This is a genomic window from Tomitella cavernea, from assembly GCF_016599145.1.
Taxonomy (GTDB): Bacteria; Actinomycetota; Actinomycetes; order Mycobacteriales; family Mycobacteriaceae; genus Tomitella; species Tomitella cavernae.
Map to the genome: position 1 here is coordinate 1 of NZ_JAENKO010000046.1, position 16063 is coordinate 16063.

11 protein-coding genes and 1 pseudogene are annotated in these 16063 nt (G+C 70.9%); 5 read left to right on the forward strand and 7 right to left on the reverse strand.

Features of this window, described 5'->3' with window-relative positions:
* From JJ683_RS14705 to JJ683_RS14715, 3 genes and pseudogenes are all read left to right on the forward strand, one after another.
* Nucleotides 1-669: pseudogene (locus tag JJ683_RS14705) on the forward strand (hypothetical protein); the annotation flags it as partial.
* Between the two features lie 89 nt (nucleotides 670-758).
* Nucleotides 759-2921, forward strand: coding sequence for an excinuclease ABC subunit UvrB (gene uvrB / locus JJ683_RS14710; RefSeq protein WP_200175217.1), 2163 nt, complete (start codon nucleotides 759-761; stop codon nucleotides 2919-2921).
* A 218-nt stretch (nucleotides 2922-3139) separates the two neighbouring features.
* On the forward strand, nucleotides 3140-3589 hold the full coding sequence (locus JJ683_RS14715) for a universal stress protein (protein ID WP_200175218.1): 450 nt from the start codon (nucleotides 3140-3142) through the stop codon (nucleotides 3587-3589).
* Nucleotides 3590-3656: 67 nt separating this feature from the next.
* Here the strand turns inward: JJ683_RS14715 and JJ683_RS14720 are convergent, their stop codons facing one another.
* From JJ683_RS14720 to JJ683_RS14735, 4 genes are all read right to left on the reverse strand, one after another.
* The gene (locus JJ683_RS14720; protein WP_200175219.1) at nucleotides 3657-4094 is read right to left on the reverse strand and encodes a DUF732 domain-containing protein; all 438 of its coding nucleotides are present in this window, start codon (nucleotides 4092-4094) and stop codon (nucleotides 3657-3659) included.
* A gap of 32 nt (nucleotides 4095-4126) precedes the next feature.
* Complete coding sequence (locus JJ683_RS14725) at nucleotides 4127-6454, reverse strand: HelD family protein (RefSeq protein ID WP_504739232.1); 2328 nt, start codon at nucleotides 6452-6454, stop codon at nucleotides 4127-4129.
* Between the two features lie 137 nt (nucleotides 6455-6591).
* Complete coding sequence (locus JJ683_RS14730) at nucleotides 6592-7518, reverse strand: DoxX family protein (RefSeq protein WP_200175220.1); 927 nt, start codon at nucleotides 7516-7518, stop codon at nucleotides 6592-6594.
* A 73-nt stretch (nucleotides 7519-7591) separates the two neighbouring features.
* Complete coding sequence (locus JJ683_RS14735) at nucleotides 7592-8275, reverse strand: MBL fold metallo-hydrolase (protein WP_200175221.1); 684 nt, start codon at nucleotides 8273-8275, stop codon at nucleotides 7592-7594.
* Nucleotides 8276-8434: 159 nt separating this feature from the next.
* Here JJ683_RS14735 and uvrA point away from each other — a divergent pair, with 159 nt between their 5' ends.
* Nucleotides 8435-11290: an excinuclease ABC subunit UvrA gene (gene uvrA, locus JJ683_RS14740; RefSeq protein ID WP_200175223.1), complete on the forward strand. Its 2856-nt coding sequence runs from the start codon at nucleotides 8435-8437 to the stop codon at nucleotides 11288-11290.
* A gap of 12 nt (nucleotides 11291-11302) precedes the next feature.
* Here uvrA and JJ683_RS14745 read toward each other — a convergent pair whose 3' ends face one another.
* Genes JJ683_RS14745 through JJ683_RS14755 form a run of 3 tightly spaced genes read right to left on the reverse strand, consistent with a single transcriptional unit; the run spans nucleotide 11303 to nucleotide 15049 of the window.
* Nucleotides 11303-13870: an ABC transporter permease gene (locus tag JJ683_RS14745; RefSeq protein ID WP_200175225.1), complete on the reverse strand. Its 2568-nt coding sequence runs from the start codon at nucleotides 13868-13870 to the stop codon at nucleotides 11303-11305.
* Nucleotides 13867-14622 (reverse strand): ABC transporter ATP-binding protein, encoded by a 756-nt coding sequence (locus tag JJ683_RS14750; protein ID WP_200175227.1) that lies wholly within the window; start codon nucleotides 14620-14622, stop codon nucleotides 13867-13869. The genes JJ683_RS14745 and JJ683_RS14750 overlap by 4 nt, the downstream gene beginning before the upstream one ends.
* Nucleotides 14623-14665: 43 nt before the next feature.
* Nucleotides 14666-15049: a DUF1844 domain-containing protein gene (locus JJ683_RS14755; RefSeq protein ID WP_200175229.1), complete on the reverse strand. Its 384-nt coding sequence runs from the start codon at nucleotides 15047-15049 to the stop codon at nucleotides 14666-14668.
* Nucleotides 15050-15379: 330 nt separating this feature from the next.
* Between JJ683_RS14755 and infC the strand changes: the two genes are divergently transcribed.
* On the forward strand, nucleotides 15380-16033 hold the full coding sequence (gene infC, locus JJ683_RS14760; protein WP_207280258.1) for a translation initiation factor IF-3: 654 nt from the start codon (nucleotides 15380-15382) through the stop codon (nucleotides 16031-16033).
* Nucleotides 16034-16063: the final 30 nt, after the last annotated feature.

The following is a 16063-nucleotide window of genomic DNA, read 5'->3' on the forward strand; positions in this document are numbered from 1 at the left end:
AGGGCCGCCGCCAACCGGGTCGAGGGCCGTGCACGCGGCGGCGCCGCGGCCGCGGCGCCGGCGGCGCTGCAGCGCATCGAACGATGGGCGGGCGCGGGGGAGCAGGCGCCGCACGTGCAGCCGGGCGCGCCGTTCCACGACTCCTACGACACCCTCGTGTACCTGTGCGGCCGGTACTTCGACAGGATTCGGCGTTCGGAGGCTTGGAATTCAGAGGCGTTCGCGGTGCACCGGGGCCGGGTGGACCTCGCACGGGAGCTCGTGGAGCTCGCGCGGGACTCCGCGGAGCTCCAGAGCCTGGCCGGCGAGCTGGCGGCGGCCCGGTCCGCGGCCTCAGGCGGGCGTGCCCTCGGGGAGATCGACGCGCGCTCGCGGGCCCTGCGGCCGGTCTGGGACAGGCTTGTCGAAAGGCTCGTGTCCTTCGACCGCATCGCGGAGGCGATGGAGCGGCTCGACGCGGGGCTGCGCGCGGAGAACGCCGCGCAGCGTGCCGAATCGTTGGACGACCGCATAGACGGTCTCGTCGGCCGCACCGGCGGGCGGATGCTGCTCACCGAAGACCTGCATCGGCTCGGCGAGGAAGCGGACTCCGGCGACTGGAACGCCATCGGCTACCGCGGCCAGGTCGAGCGTGAGATCGAGGAGCTCACCGCGGCGCGCGGACGGTGATAACCCCGATACTCCCGATGCGCGCGGCCTGCGCTCGGCGGCGCGCAGGACCCGGCGAGTTTGTCGGACCCGACGGTTAGCCTGGGTGCATGGCATTCGCGTCGGAACATCCCGTAGTCGCGCAGTCGGAGTTTCGTCCCATCGGGTCGATCGAGCGAGCCGACGGCCGATTCGAGGTCGTCAGCGAGTACACGCCCTCCGGCGACCAGCCGAAGGCCATCTCCGAGCTCGCCGGGCGGCTGGACGGCGGGGAGCGCGACGTCGTTCTGCTCGGCGCCACCGGCACGGGCAAGTCCGCCACCGCGGCCTGGCTTATCGAGAAGGTGCAGCGGCCCACGCTGGTCATGGCGCCCAACAAGACTCTCGCCGCGCAACTGGCCAACGAACTGCGCGAGATGCTCCCGCACAACGCGGTGGAGTACTTCGTCTCGTACTACGACTACTACCAGCCGGAGGCGTACATCGCGCAGACGGACACCTACATCGAGAAGGATTCGTCCATCAACGACGATGTCGAGCGCCTGCGCCACTCGGCCACGTCGAGCCTGCTCTCGCGCCGCGACGTCGTCGTGGTCGCATCGGTGTCCTGCATTTACGGCTTGGGCACGCCGCAGTCCTACCTGGACCGCTCCGTCCCGCTGGAGGTGGGCGTGGAGGTGCCGCGCGACCAGCTGCTGCGGCTGCTCGTGGACGTGCAGTACACGCGCAACGACATGGCGTTCACGCGCGGGTCGTTCCGAGTCAAGGGCGACACGGTCGACATCATTCCCGCCTACGAGGAGCTGGCGGTGCGCATCGAGTTCTTCGGCGACGAGATCGACGCGCTCTACTACCTCAACCCGCTCACCGGCGAGGCGGTGAAGAAGGTCGACGCACTGCGGATCTTCCCCGCCACGCACTACGTGGCCGGCCCGGAGCGCATGGAGCGGGCGGTGCGCGACATCGAGGGCGAGCTCGACCAGCGGCTGGCGGACCTGGATAACCGCGGCAAGCTGCTCGAGGCGCAGCGGCTGCGGATGCGCACCAACTACGACCTCGAGATGATCCGGCAAGTCGGGTTCTGCTCCGGCATCGAGAACTACTCGCGGCACATCGACGGGCGCCCGGCCGGCTCGGCACCCGCGACGCTGCTCGACTACTTCCCCGAAGACTTCCTGCTGGTGATCGACGAGTCGCACGTCACCGTGCCGCAGATCGGCGCGATGTACGAGGGTGACATGTCCCGCAAACGCAACCTGGTGGATTTCGGGTTCCGCTTGCCGTCGGCCACCGACAACCGGCCGCTGACCTGGGATGAGTTCACAGACAGGGTGGGGCAGACGGTGTACATGTCGGCCACCCCGGGCGACTACGAGATGGGCCGCACCGGCGGCGAGTTCGTCGAACAGGTGATCCGGCCGACGGGTCTTGTGGACCCCAAGGTGGTGGTCAAGCCCACAGACGGCCAGATCGACGACCTCGTGGAGCAAGTCCGGGGACGCACGGCCCGCGACGAGCGCGTCTTGGTCACCACGCTGACCAAGAAGATGGCCGAGGACCTCACCGACTATTTGCTCGACCTCGGCATACGCGTGCGATACCTGCACTCGGACATCGACACGCTCCGTCGCGTGGAGCTGCTGCGTGAGCTCCGCCTGGGCGAGTACGACGTGCTGGTGGGCATCAATCTGCTGCGCGAGGGGCTGGACCTGCCCGAGGTTTCGCTGGTGGCGATCCTCGACGCGGACAAGGAGGGCTTCCTGCGCAGTACCCGCAGCCTCATCCAGACCATCGGGCGTGCGGCACGCAACGTCTCCGGCGAGGTCCATATGTATGCGGACCGCATCACCGATTCGATGGCGCAGGCCATCGAGGAGACCGAGCGTCGCCGCGAGAAGCAGATCGACTACAACACCGAGCACGGCATCGATCCCACGCCGTTGCGCAAGCAGATCGCGGACATCCTTGACCGCGTCTACGAAGAGGCCGACGACGTCGACCAGCTGGTGGATGTGGGCGGTTCCGGGCGCAACGCGAGCCGCGGCCGGCGCGCTCAGGGGGAGGCGGGCAGGGCGGTGAGCGCCGGCATCTACGAGGGCCGCGACACTGCGTCGATGCCGCGGGCCGAGCTGGCCGATCTCATCTCGGAGCTCACCGACCAGATGATGACGGCCGCCCGTGACCTCCAGTTCGAGCTGGCCGCACGGCTGCGCGACGAGGTCGGAGAACTCAAGAAGGAACTGCGCGGAATGGACGAGGCCGGCATCAGCTGAGACCCGCCGTAGGCGGTGCCACGCAAAAGTATGTGTGGACGGCCGACTGACGATAAGGTCACCTGGGGACGCGGGACGCCGCGGCGCGGCGATCAGGCCGTGCTGCGGGGGAACCGCACACGCGGTGGTCGAACGGGCGGCCGTCGCATCAGGAACCGCCGGGCACGGGACCGGCGCGGCGCATGCCGCGGGACCGCCGCCCCGACATGGAGGAACGCATGAGCGAATACACGACCGTCGTGGTGGGGACCGACGGGTCGGAATCGTCCCTGAAGGCAGTGCAGCGCGCCGCGAGTATCGCCGGGTCGACGGCCAAGCTCGTCATCGCCTGTGCATATTTCCCGTCGGACCCGCGCAGTGTGGAGTCGGCCTCCGACCAGCTCCGCGAGGACGCCTACCAGGTACATGGAGCAGCCCCGACCTACGAGATCCTGCGCACCGCCAACGAACGGGCGCGTGGGGCGGGTGCGACGAACATCGAGGAGCGTTCCATCGTCGGGCCGCCGGTGGAATCGCTGCTGAAGCTGACCAACGACGTGTCTGCAGACCTGCTGGTGGTCGGCAACCGCGGGTTGAACACGATCACCGGCCGGCTGCTCGGGTCGGTGCCCTCGGACGCGGCACGCAAGGCGCACTGCGACGTCCTCATCGTGCACACCGTGCGCTGACTGCGGACGGGAAGAGCGGGCTTGTGGCCGCCCGCCGGGCGGCCTCCGCTGATTCCGCCGCGCCGATTCAGCAGCCGGCCTGCCGTGCGGAATCTATGAACGAGGCGGCGAGCTGGTCTTCGTTCATCGCGTCGTCCACCAGCGACTGTGCGTAGCGGAGCACAGGGCCCAGGTGTCCCCGGATCTCCGCATCCGGCATGCCCGCGGTGACTTGGGCACAGATCCCGCGTGCCAATTGCGCGAGCGTCGCGGCGTCGCCCATCTCCGCGGCGGGCACGCCGCGGTCGGTGAGGGCGCGCGTGAAGTCTGCTGCCGGTGCGGCCATCGTCCGGCCCGTCTCCCGGGCGGCTGGGTGCTGCGCGGCCGCGGCCGTCGCCGCGGTCGCAGGCGTGGTCGGTGACGTTGCGGCGGCGGCCCCCGCGTCGCCGCCCGATGTGCACGCGGCCAGGAGCGCCACCGCGGGGACGAGCGCCACCGCGGGGACGAGCGCCACTGCGGGGAGCAATGCACGAGCCCCGGCCGCCGTGCGTCTACCCGTCACCGGGCGGCCCCCGCAGCGGCGCGCATCGTGTCCTGGGCTGCTGCGGAGGCCGGGGGTGCGGCGCCGTCGCCGACTGCCCGCAGCCCGGTGAGCTCATCCGGCAGCGTCCGGCTGTGCACTACGGCCAGGCGCTGGGTCGCGCGCGTCAACGCGACGTACAGGTCGGCGCGGCCGCGCTCGGACCCGGCGATGATCGCGTCCGGTTCGACGACGATAACGGAATCGAACTCGAGGCCCTTGACGTACGCCACGGGCATCACCTCGACGCGCTCGCCGCCGAGGTGTCGCAGGCGGTCGACCAGGTCCGGCGGGCACAGCACTGCCGCGGTGCCGACAAGGGGCAGTGCGGCGACGACGGCGGCGACGGACTCGTCGATCCGCTCCGCCTCGGTGGCGATGCTCTCCGGGGCATGCCCCGAATCACGCACGGACACCGGTGGAGTCTGATCGGGGTCGATGGCGGCGAGCAGCGGGGCCGCCACTGCCATGATCTCCCCGGGCGTCCGGTAGTTGACGGTGAGCTCGGCCAGGCGCCAGCGTTGCGCAACGTACGGCGAGAGCATGTCGTCCCACGCGGCGGCGCCGTCGACGGCGCCCGTCTGCGCGGTGTCGCCCACCACCGTCATCCAGCGGTTGGGCGAGCGGCGCATGAGCATGCGCCACGCCATGGGGGACAACTCCTGCGCCTCGTCCACGATCACGTGGCCGAAGGCCCAGGTCCGGTCCTCCGCCGCACGCTCGGCGGCGGTGCGGCTCTCCGCGGTGTCGTGGCGGCGGGCCAGCTCGCCGGCGTCGATCAGGTCGTAGGCCATGAGGATCTCGGGATCCAACTCGTCCTCGAGGTCCTGGGGGGCGGAGCCGGTGAGGATGTCGAGCGCCCCCTGCGCGTCGGCGATCTGCCTGCGCCACCGGGAGCGTTCGCGCTCGTGCTCGGCGGAATCGTCGACGCCGAGCAGCTCCGCCAGTTCGTCCAGCAGCGGCGCGTCGGCGTCGCTGAACCCGGACGCGGCCGGGCGCACCACGGCCGCGACCTGCTCGTCGTCGAGAGCGGGGGCCGCAGAACGGAGCCGGTCCTCGGAGGCGAACAGGTCCGTGAGCACCTGCTGCGGGGTGAGCTCCGGGAACAGCGCGTCGATCTCGGCGCGCACAGCCTCGTCCTGGCGCAGGTCGCGCCGGATGTCGGCCAGGTCCGCGGTACTGAGCAGGTTCGAGCCGTCGACGACGCTGGTGCCGATGGCCTCTGCCAGCTGATCGGCCAGCGCGTCGATGACCATCGACCGGAACAGCGGACGTGCCAAGTTGTGCGGGCGCCGGGATGAACGCGCACGTCCCCGGGCCTTCGTGCACGTCTTCCTGTCGATGCGCAGAGGGTAGCCGTCGAACCGCACGATGACCGGTTCGTCGGGCACGGTCTGGCGGTCGCGGACGGCCTTCTTGAGCACGGCGATCACGTCGAGCGAGCCCTTCACCGCAGCGGCGGTGCGATCATCGGCCGTGGAGGCTGTGACCCCGGGGTACAGGTCGCCGATGGTGGACAGCAGCACGCCGGTCTCGCCCAGCGAGGGCAGCACGCGGGCGATGTACTCGAGGAAAGTCGGGTTGGGCCCGATCACGAGCACGCCGCTGCGTGCGAGCTGTTTGCGGTGCGTGTAGAGCAGGTAGGCGGCCCGGTGCAGGGCCACTGCGGTCTTGCCGGTGCCGGGGCCGCCCTGGACGACGAGGACTCCGCGATGGCCGGACCGGATGATCGTGTCCTGCTCGCCCTGGATCGTCTCGACGATGTCGGACATCCGTCCGGTCCGCGCCTGCCCGAGGGCAGCCAGAAGCGCCTCCTCGCCGGCGACTCCGGCCGACGCCGCATCTCCGGCGGCGGCCGGTGCGGTGTCGCAGTCGCCGCTGAGGTGCTCGTCGCTGAGCCCGGTGACGCGGCGGTTGCGGGTGCGCAGATGCCGACGGCGCGCCACCCGGTCCGGGGACAGCGCGGTGGCCAGGTAGAACGGGCGGGCCAGCGGCGCGCGCCAATCCAGAAGCAGTGGGGTGGCGTAGTCGTCCTCGTCGCGGATGCCGATCCTGCCGACGTGCCGGGTCTCGCCGTCGTCCATGTCGAGGCGGCCGAAGCACAACCCGTGCTCGGCGGCGTCGTACCGGACGATGTCGTCGGTGTAGAGCTGTGTATAAGACTCGCGTTCCGAGCGGGCCTGGGGGGTGCCGCCGCTCTCGAGGAGCACCCGACTCAAACGTTCACGCGTGTAGCCGCGCAGTCGGTCCAGCCGGGTGTACATGGCGTCGAGCGCGCGCTGCTCCCGCGTGATTTCGGCGGACACCGGGGGTTCTGCAGGTGCATTGTCGGACAAGGCGGGGGTGCACTCTCCTGACGGGCGGATACTGGGGCCGAAACGCACGCGCGGCCGACGGGCCGGGCACTGGACGGCGACACGCCAGTCTAGACGAGATGCCGGGGTTACCTCGACCGGCCGAGGATGCCGCTCCGCTTGACCTCGTCGGACAGACCGCCGGCCGCCCGTGCGGAGCGGCGGGCCGCCTTCTCGGCGCGTGCCTGTGCCCGGCGTCCCAGCTGCGGGGCCTCGGCCTGCGCTCGGTCGAGCCACTCGCTGCCTCTGTGGCCCGCGGCCTCGGCCCATTCCCCGGCGGCGTCCGCCCAATCTGTGCCGCGGGCCTCCGCTGCGCCGGCCAACTCGAGGCCGCGTCTGCGCGCCGTATCGGCCCACCCCGCGCCGCGGTGCAGTGCGGAGTCCGCCCACTGGGAGCCCAGGTGTCCGGCGGAGCCCGCGGCATCGGCGACCTCGCCGCCCCACCGTCTTGCCGTATCCGCCCACTCCGCCCCGCGTTGGGCAGCGGCCTCGGTGAGTTCGGCGCCATGGCGCGAGGCGGCTTCCGCGCGGTCGTCCGGACGTGCGGTGACGACGGCCTCTTGCACCTTGTGGGCTGCACGTCGAGCGCGCCAGCCGAGCGACGGCCTGCCCTCGGTGTCGACGGCGGCCAGCAGCAGTCCGCCGGTCAGGCCCAGGTTCTTGAGGAACTGGACCATCTGCGTCTTGCGCTGGGCGGGGTCGGTCTCGTTCCAGAAGTCGTGGCCGATCAGGGTGGTCGGCGCCATGGAACCGGCGAGGGTGCCGGCGGCGGCGCGGGGGCACTTGCCCACGGCGAGCATGAGCCCGCCGCCGACTTGCACCATCCCGTTCGCCCGGACGAGGTTCTCGGGGGCGGATTCGAGTGCGCTGCGCACGCCGCCGGGAAGCGTGTCGCGGTAGGTGTCCGCGAAGCCTGTCACGGCGACGGCGCGTCCGGACGGGTCCCGGACCGCGTCCGCGCCCATCACCACGAAGATCGATGCGAGCATGGGCCGGGCGATTCTGCGGACGAGCATGGCTACCTCCTGGTCCGGCGCCCCTTGTGGACGCCACTGTGCACGGCGGTGCAAAGATCGCGGTGAGTCGCGGTCACCAACCGCGTCCGCGCCATTCTGTCAGGTGCGGACGCTCGGCGCCGAGCGTCGTGTCGGCCCCGTGCCCCGGATATACCACCGTCGAGTCGTCGTAAACGCCGAATACGCGCTGCTCGAGATCGGACATCAGTGAGCCGAATTCGTCTGCTCCGCTTGTCTTCCCCGGCCCACCGGGGAAGAGGCTGTCGCCGGTGAACAGGTGCGTGGTGCCATCGGCCTTCAGCGACAGGGCGATGGACCCGGGGGTGTGGCCGCGGAGTGCGATCACCGTGAACGTCAATGCGCCGACGGTGAGTGTGTCCCCATGCCCCACTGTGCGGTCCGGGGTCACCGGCAGCTCGGGGCCGTCCACCGCGCTGGCGGCGGTGGGCGAGGCGAATCCGGCGACGACGTCCTCGAGCGACTGCCAATGGTCCGGGTGCCGGTGGGTGGTGACGATCAGGCTCAGCTCCGGGGCGTTCTCGTCGATGATGCGCATCAGGTGTTCGGAGTCGTTGGCCGCGTCGATGAGCACGGCGGAGCCGGTCTCGGTGCAGGTGACGAGGTAGGCATTGTTGTCCATCGGGCCCACAGAGGCCTTGATGATGGTGGCTCCGCCCAGCGTGCGGCGCTGGGGTGTTCCGCCGGGCGAGAGGGTGCCCGTGTACTCGTCGGCGATCTTCAACGGTGCGGTCGTCATTTCCCACACGCTACAGATTCTTCCCGCGCGCGGTCGTGCCCCCGCCGGGGTGCGTCGGGTCCCAAGGTGAAGCCGGGGAACAGTTCCGTTAGAATCTGCGTTCGAGAGACGTGGTGTCCGGAAGGGTCCGGGACCGAACACGCTGGGAGGACGTGACCGGTGAGTGATCGGCTGATCGTGCGGGGCGCCCGCGAGCACAATCTGCGCGGCGTGGACCTGGATCTTCCGCGGGACGCGATGATCGCGTTCACCGGGCTTTCCGGTTCCGGTAAGTCGTCGCTCGCGTTCGACACCATCTTCGCGGAGGGGCAGCGTCGCTACGTCGAGTCGCTGTCCGCCTATGCCCGGCAGTTCCTCGGCCAGATGGACAAGCCCGACGTCGACTTCATCGAGGGCCTGTCGCCGGCCGTGTCGATCGATCAGAAGTCCACCAACCGCAATCCGCGGTCGACGGTGGGCACCATCACGGAGGTGTACGACTACCTGCGGCTGCTCTACGCGCGTGCGGGTTCGGCGCACTGCCCTCAGTGCGGCGAACCCATCACGCGGCAGACTCCGCAGCAGATCGTCGACCAAGTGCTGGAGATGCAGGAGCGCACCAAATTCCAGGTGCTGGCCCCGGTGGTGCGCACACGCAAGGGCGAGTTCGTGGACCTGTTCGAGCAGCTCGCGGCGCAGGGTTTCGCCCGCGTGCGCGTGGACGGGGAGGTCTATCCGCTCACCGACCCGCCGAAGCTCAAGAAGCAGGAGAAGCACGACGTCGACGTTGTCGTCGACAGGCTCACCGTCAAGGCGTCCGCCAAGCAACGGCTGACGGATTCGGTGGAGACCGCGCTGCGGCTGGCGGACGGCATCGTGGTGCTCGATTTCGTCGACCGGGACGAGGACGCGCCGGACCGCCTGCGCAGGTTCTCGGAGAAGCTGGCCTGTCCCAACGGTCACGCGCTGGCCATCGACGATCTCGAGCCCCGGTCGTTCTCCTTCAACTCCCCGTACGGCGCGTGTCCGGAGTGCGCGGGCCTGGGCATCCACAAGGAAGTCGACCCGGACCTGGTGGTGCCGGATCCGGACCTGAGCCTCGCCGGGGGCGCGGTGGCGCCGTGGTCGACGGGCCAGAGCGCCGAGTACTTCGGCCGGCTGCTGTCCGGCCTGGCGGGGGAGCTCGAGTTCGACGTCGACGCGCCCTGGCGGTCGCTGCCCAAGAAGGTGCGGACCGCGGTGCTGCACGGCAGCGATGCCCAGGTGCACGTGCGGTATCGCAACCGCTACGGCCGCACCCGCTCCTACTATGCGGCCTTTGAGGGCGTGATCCCGTTTCTGCACCGCCGGCTGGAGCAGACCGAGTCGGAGCAGATGAAGGAGCGCTACGAGGGCTATATGCGCGACGTCCCGTGCCCTGCGTGCGGGGGGGCGCGTCTGCGCCCGGAGATCCTGTCGGTGACGCTGTCCGGCGGGCAGAGCGGGCGCAAATCCATCGCCGAGGTCTGTGCCCTGTCGATTTCCGAATGCGCGAAGTTCCTGGGCAGCCTCACCTTGGGCAGGCGCGAGGAGGCCATCGCGGGCCAGGTGCTGCGCGAGGTGCAGGCACGCCTGGGATTCCTGCTGGACGTGGGTCTCGAGTACCTGTCGCTGGAGCGGCCGGCGGCCACGCTCTCGGGCGGGGAGGCGCAGCGCATCCGCCTCGCCACACAGATCGGCTCAGGCCTGGTGGGGGTGCTGTACGTGCTTGACGAGCCGTCGATCGGGCTGCATCAGCGCGACAACCATCGGCTGCTCGAGACCCTGTCACGGTTGCGTGACCTGGGCAATACGCTCATCGTGGTCGAGCACGACGAGGACACCATCCGCGCCTCCGATTGGATCGTCGACATCGGGCCGATGGCAGGTGAGCACGGCGGCAGGATCGTCCACAGCGGCGGCTTCGCGGATCTGCTCGACAACCCGGAATCGCTCACGGGTGCGTATCTCGCCGGGCGTGAGCGGATCCCGCTGCCCGAGGCCCGCCGTCCGGTGGAGCCCGAGCGGATGCTCACGGTCGTCGGCGCACGCGAGAACAACCTGCGCGACATCGACGTCGCCTTTCCGCTCGGCGTCCTCACCACGATCACGGGCGTGTCCGGCTCGGGCAAATCGACGCTGGTCAACACTATCCTGTCCACCGTGCTGGCCAACCGGCTCAACGGCGCGCGGCAGGTGCCGGGGCGGCACAAGCGGGTCACCGGCCTGGACAACCTGGACAAGCTCGTGCAGGTGGACCAGTCGCCGATCGGCCGGACCCCCCGATCCAACCCCGCCACCTACACGGGCGTGTTCGACAAGATCCGATCGCTATTCGCCGCCACGACGGAGGCCAAGGTGCGCGGCTACCAGCCCGGACGGTTCTCGTTCAACGTCAAGGGCGGGCGCTGCGAGGCGTGCTCGGGCGACGGCACCTTGAAGATCGAGATGAACTTCCTCCCGGACGTCTACGTTCCGTGCGAGGTGTGCCATGGCGCCCGGTACAACCGCGAGACGCTCGAGGTGCGGTACAAGGGCAAGACGATCGCCGAGGTCCTCGAGATGCCCATCGAGGAGGCGGCGGAGTTCTTCAAGCCGATCACGTCGATCCACCGGTATCTCGCAACCCTCGTCGACGTCGGCCTGGGATACGTGCGCCTGGGCCAGCCCGCGCCGACGCTGTCCGGCGGCGAGGCGCAGCGCGTCAAGCTGGCCGCGGAGCTGCAGAAGCGTTCCAACGGGCGTACCGTCTACGTGCTCGACGAGCCCACCACGGGCCTGCATTTCGAGGACATCCGCAAGTTGCTCGCGGTGATCGGCGGCCTGGTGGACAAGGGCAACACCGTCCTGGTCATCGAGCACAACCTGGACGTGGTCAAGACATCCGACTGGATCATCGACATGGGCCCGGAGGGCGGGGCCGGCGGGGGCACCGTCGTCGCGTCCGGCACGCCCGAGGACATCGCCGCGGCGGCCGAGAGCTACACGGGCCGGTTCCTCAAGCCGATGCTGCGCTGATCGCCGGCCGCCTCACGGCTCGTCGATCGCCGTGAGCGGGTCGGTGCGCGAAGCGCGGGACGCCGGCCACACCGCCGCCGCCACGCCCACGGCGGCGGCGCCGGCGAGCATCGCCAGCGACTGGACCCAGGGGATGGCGAGGCGATCGATCCCCTCGTTGCGCAGCGCGTGCACGAACGCGGCCCCGAAGGCAATGCCCAGTACGACGCCCACCACCGCCCCGTACACGGCGATGAGCGTCGACTCGATGTACACGGTCCGGCGCACCTGGGCGCGATGCGTGCCGATGACGCGGAGCATGCCGATCTCCCTGCGCCGTTCGACCACCGAGAGCGCGAGCGTGTTGACGATCCCCAGCACCGCGATGACGATCGCGAGCGACAGCAGACCGTAGAGTACGGCCAGCATCTGGTCGATCTGCCGGGCCTGCGCACCGCGGAATTCGTCGCGGTCCTGCACCTGCACCACCAGGTACGGGTCGGTGGCCGCCGTCAGCGATTCCCGCAATGCGGCCGGGGTGACGCCGGGCGCGGCGTCGACGAGCATGAGGACATCGCGGCGGGCGAGCGCTGGCGCGAGCGCGTGGTAGGCGGACTCGCCGACCACCCAGTCGCCCAGCGCGGACTGTGGTGCGTACGTGCCGCGGACGACGTTGCGGAACACGGTGCCGTCCGGCCCGGTCAGCTCGACGGCGTCGCCGACAGTCCAGCCGTGGCGGGCGGCGGCGTCGGTGGACACGAGCATCCCGTCGCCGGTGAGCTCGGAGTTCCCGGAGACGATGTCCAGCCGCAGGAGATCCGCCACCGGGCCCGAGGCGGCGAGTCCGGCGGTCGATGCGCCGTCCAGTTCCGCGCGCACGGGGTGGAACCGGACCACTTCTCCCACGCCGGGGGCCGCCGCGGCGGCGTCGGCGGCGCGCGGCGGGATGCCGGAAGGCCCGATGCCGGTGAGGACGAAGTCCGCGCGGATCCCGGTGTCGATGAGCGCGTCCACGCTGCTGCGGGCGGAGGCCCCGAACACGCCGATGAGGGTGACGAGCATGAGCCCGAGCGTGAGGGCGAACCCGGTCGCCGAGGTGCGGCGGGGGTTGCGGGTCGCGTTGGTGACGGCGAGGCGTCCGGGGGCGCCGAACACCCGTGGGACGGCGGCGCCGAGGATCCGGATCACCGGCGAGGACAGCGCGGGCGAGACCAGCAGCGCGCCGACCAGCACGGTGGCCGCGCCGGCTCCGACGACCGACGCGGCGACGGGGGTCGTCTCCGCCGTCGCGCCGAGCAGGAGCGCGACCGTGCCGCCGGCGATCCCTAGCGCGCCGACCGCCGTGCGCCGGCGCAGCGACGTCCCGGTGGACGCGAACTCCGCGCGCATCGCGGCCACAGGCGGCACCGCGGACGCACGCCGCGCCGGCACCCAGGCGCTGGCGACGGTGACGAACGCCCCGAGCGCCAGCGCGGCCACCACCGTCCTCGCTGTCACGGCCAGGTCACCGCGGGGCAGGCCCAGGTCGGCGGCATTGAGGGCTGCGCGCAGCCCGTAGGCCAGCCCGATCCCGGCGGCGAGGCCCACCGCGCTGCCCGCCAGGCCCACCGCCGCCGCCTCGCCCAGCACCGAGCGGCGGATCTGCCGACGGCCTGCGCCGACGGCCCGCAGCAGCGCCAGCTCGCGCATGCGCTGCGCGACGATCATCGAGAAGGTGTTGTAAATGATGAAGGTCCCGGCGAGCAGCGCGATCGCGCCGAAGGCGAGCAGGAAGTAGTTGACGAAGCGCAGCGCGTCGTCCAGCTGCGACTGCACGCGCTCGCGCACCTGCGCGCCGGTCTCGACCCGCATCTCCGGGGTGTCGGGCAGGGCCGCGGCGACCTCGTCGCGCAGCGTCGCGGGTGCGGTCCCGGGGGTGGCGGCCACCTGGAACGCCCCGACGTGGGAGCCGTCAGTGAACAGGGCCCGGGCCTGTTCCGCGGTGAATTCGATCCCCACGTAGCCGCCGGTGTCCGCAGCGGGGGCGTAGATCCCGGTGACGGTGACGTCCTGGAGCCCCTTTGCAGGGACGAGCACCTGTGTGCGGTCGCCCACGTGCAGGCCCGCCGCGCGCGCGGCGCCGTCGTTGAGCATCACCTCGCCGTCGGCGGAAGGCGGCGCGCCCGCCACGATGGGCTCCGGGTCCCCCGGCGCCTTCCCGGGCGGGGTGTAGGACAGGCCCATGCTGGGGGCGCCGCCGGTCTGGACGGGCCGTCCTCGGGCGTCGACCAGTACCAGGGGCCCGGAGATCTGCGGGGTCACCTCCGCGACGTGCGGGAGGCCGCGGAGCAGGGGACCGTACGAGTCGGGGACGCCGCCCGCGCCCGGGTGCTCCGTGGAGACCTGCACGTCGACGCCCTCGGCCACGTCGGCGAACACCCCGTCGAACGCCTTGTGCAAGGTGTCGGTGAAGACGAAGGATCCGGCGACGAACGCGGTGCCGAGGACCACGGCGATCACGGTGAGCGCCAACCGAACCCGGTTGGCGGCGAGAGTGCGCAGCGCGACCCGGCGAAGTGCCGGGTCGCGCCCCCCGCCCGCCCGGGCCCGCGCGGGGGTCACGAATCCAGGACCTTCATCCGGTCCAGCACGGTGTCGGCGGTGGGATCGCGCATCTCGCCGACGATGCGCCCGTCGGCAAGGAACACGACGCGGTCTGCGTAGGCGGCGGCCGCCGGTTCGTGGGTGACGATGACCACGGTGTGGCCCAGCCTGTCCACCGCGTCGCGCAGGATGCCGAGGACCTCGCCGGACGAGCGTGAGTCGAGGTTGCCGGTGGGTTCGTCGCCGAAGACCAGCTCGGGGGCCCCGACGAGGGCCCGGGCGCATGCGACGCGCTGCTGCTGCCCGCCGGAGAGCTCGGACGGGCGGTGCCCGAGGCGGTCGCGCAGCCCGAGGCGGTCGATCACGCCGTCGTAGCGATCGCGGTCCACCGTGCGCCCGGCGATGTCCACGGGCAGGGTGATGTTCTCCGCGGCGGTGAGCGTGGGCACCAGGTTGAACGACTGGAACACGAAGCCGATCCGGTCGCGTCGGAGTGCGGTGAGCTCCTTGTCGCCCAGGCCGCGCAGTTCGGTCTCGCCGACGCGCACCGAGCCGGACGTGGGGGAGTCCAGGCCGGCGAGGCAGTGCATCAGGGTCGATTTGCCGGAACCCGACGGGCCCATGATCGCCGTGAACTCACCTCGCGGAAGCGTGAGGTCCACCCCTGCCAGGTCTTCTCCGCCCAACGCCACCACCGCCGTGGCTCCGGAACCGTAGGTCTTGACCAGGCCGACGGCCTGGGCGGCGGGAGTCCGGGCGTGCGCACTCATGACACCGAGTATGACGCGTGGCGGCGCAGGGCGCGAGGAGAACTCACCGGACCGGGCCGGTGAGGTGCTCGCCGGGGCCCTTGCCGGGCTCGTCGGGGATGGCGGAGGATTCGCGGAACGCGCGCTGCAGCGATTGCAGGCCGTCACGCAAGGGGGCGGCGTGCGGCCCGAGGTACTCTGCGGATTCGGTGATCAGGCCCGCGAGCGCCTGGATCAGCCGCCGCGCTTCGTCGAGGTCGCGGTGCGGGCTGGCCTCCGGATCCTCGTCGGCGAGGCCCAGTTTCTCCGCGGCAGCGCTCATCAGCATGACGGCGGCGCGGGAGATCACCTCGATGGCGGGGATGGAATCGAGTGCGCGGACGGGCGCCTCGGCGTCGGCAGGGGAATCTGCGCCGGGGACGGGGGCCGGCTGGGGGTGATCGGTCATGCCTGGTAGCCTTGCATTCACGACCGCCCCCGGAGCAACCGGGGGCAACAAGTGGAGTCCCGCTCCCACCGTTCGACGACTGTACCGCGACGCCCTCGGCGGCGACGGATACGACGGTTGTGCGGTCCGGTCCACCCCGCGTCCGCGCGGGCCCTCGTGGATTGCGTGCGCCGCTGCAGGCGCTGCGCAGACCCAGGCCCTTCGCGCGGCGGGCCGTGGAACGGTCGGTGACGGGCCCCTCGCGGGTCCGGGCGTCAGCCCGGGCATGCGCAGGGGCCTTACTGCTGAGGTGAGGCGCCATTTCGTCGGCGCGCGTGCCGGCGGTGGATTCTGTGGTGTTGCTCGCGGCCGTGCAGAGAACGCAGTACCTACCGAGGAGGCCCCATCAGCGCTGACAACCGCATCAACGACCGCATCCGTGTACCGGAGGTCCGTCTCGTCGGGCCGGGCGGAGAGCAGGTCGGGATCGTGCGTGTCGAGGATGCACTCCGGCTGGCAGTGGAGGCGGACCTGGATCTGGTCGAGGTCGCGCCCACGGCCCGTCCGCCGGTGTGCAAGATCATGGATTACGGCAAGTTCAAGTACGAGGCCGCGCAGAAGGCCCGGGAGTCGCGCCGTAACCAGCAGCAGACCGTGATCAAAGAGCAGAAGCTCCGGCCCAAGATCGACGATCACGACTACGAGACCAAGAAGAAGAATGTCGTCCGCTTCCTCGAGCAGGGCTCCAAGGTCAAGGTCACGATCATGTTCCGCGGCCGCGAGCAGTCGCGCCCGGAGCTGGGCTTCCGGCTGCTGCAGCGTCTCGCCTCCGACATCGAGGAGCTCGGCTTCGTCGAGACCCCGGCCAAGCAGGACGGCCGCAACATGACGATGGTCGTGGCTCCGCACAAGAACGCCAAGACGCGCGGTCAGACCAAACAGGACGGCGGCGGTCGCGGCCGCAGCGGTAAGCAGTCGGCGGATGCGCAGGGGGCCGGCGCGTAGGCGCTGCGGTCCGATTACGACAGGACCCCC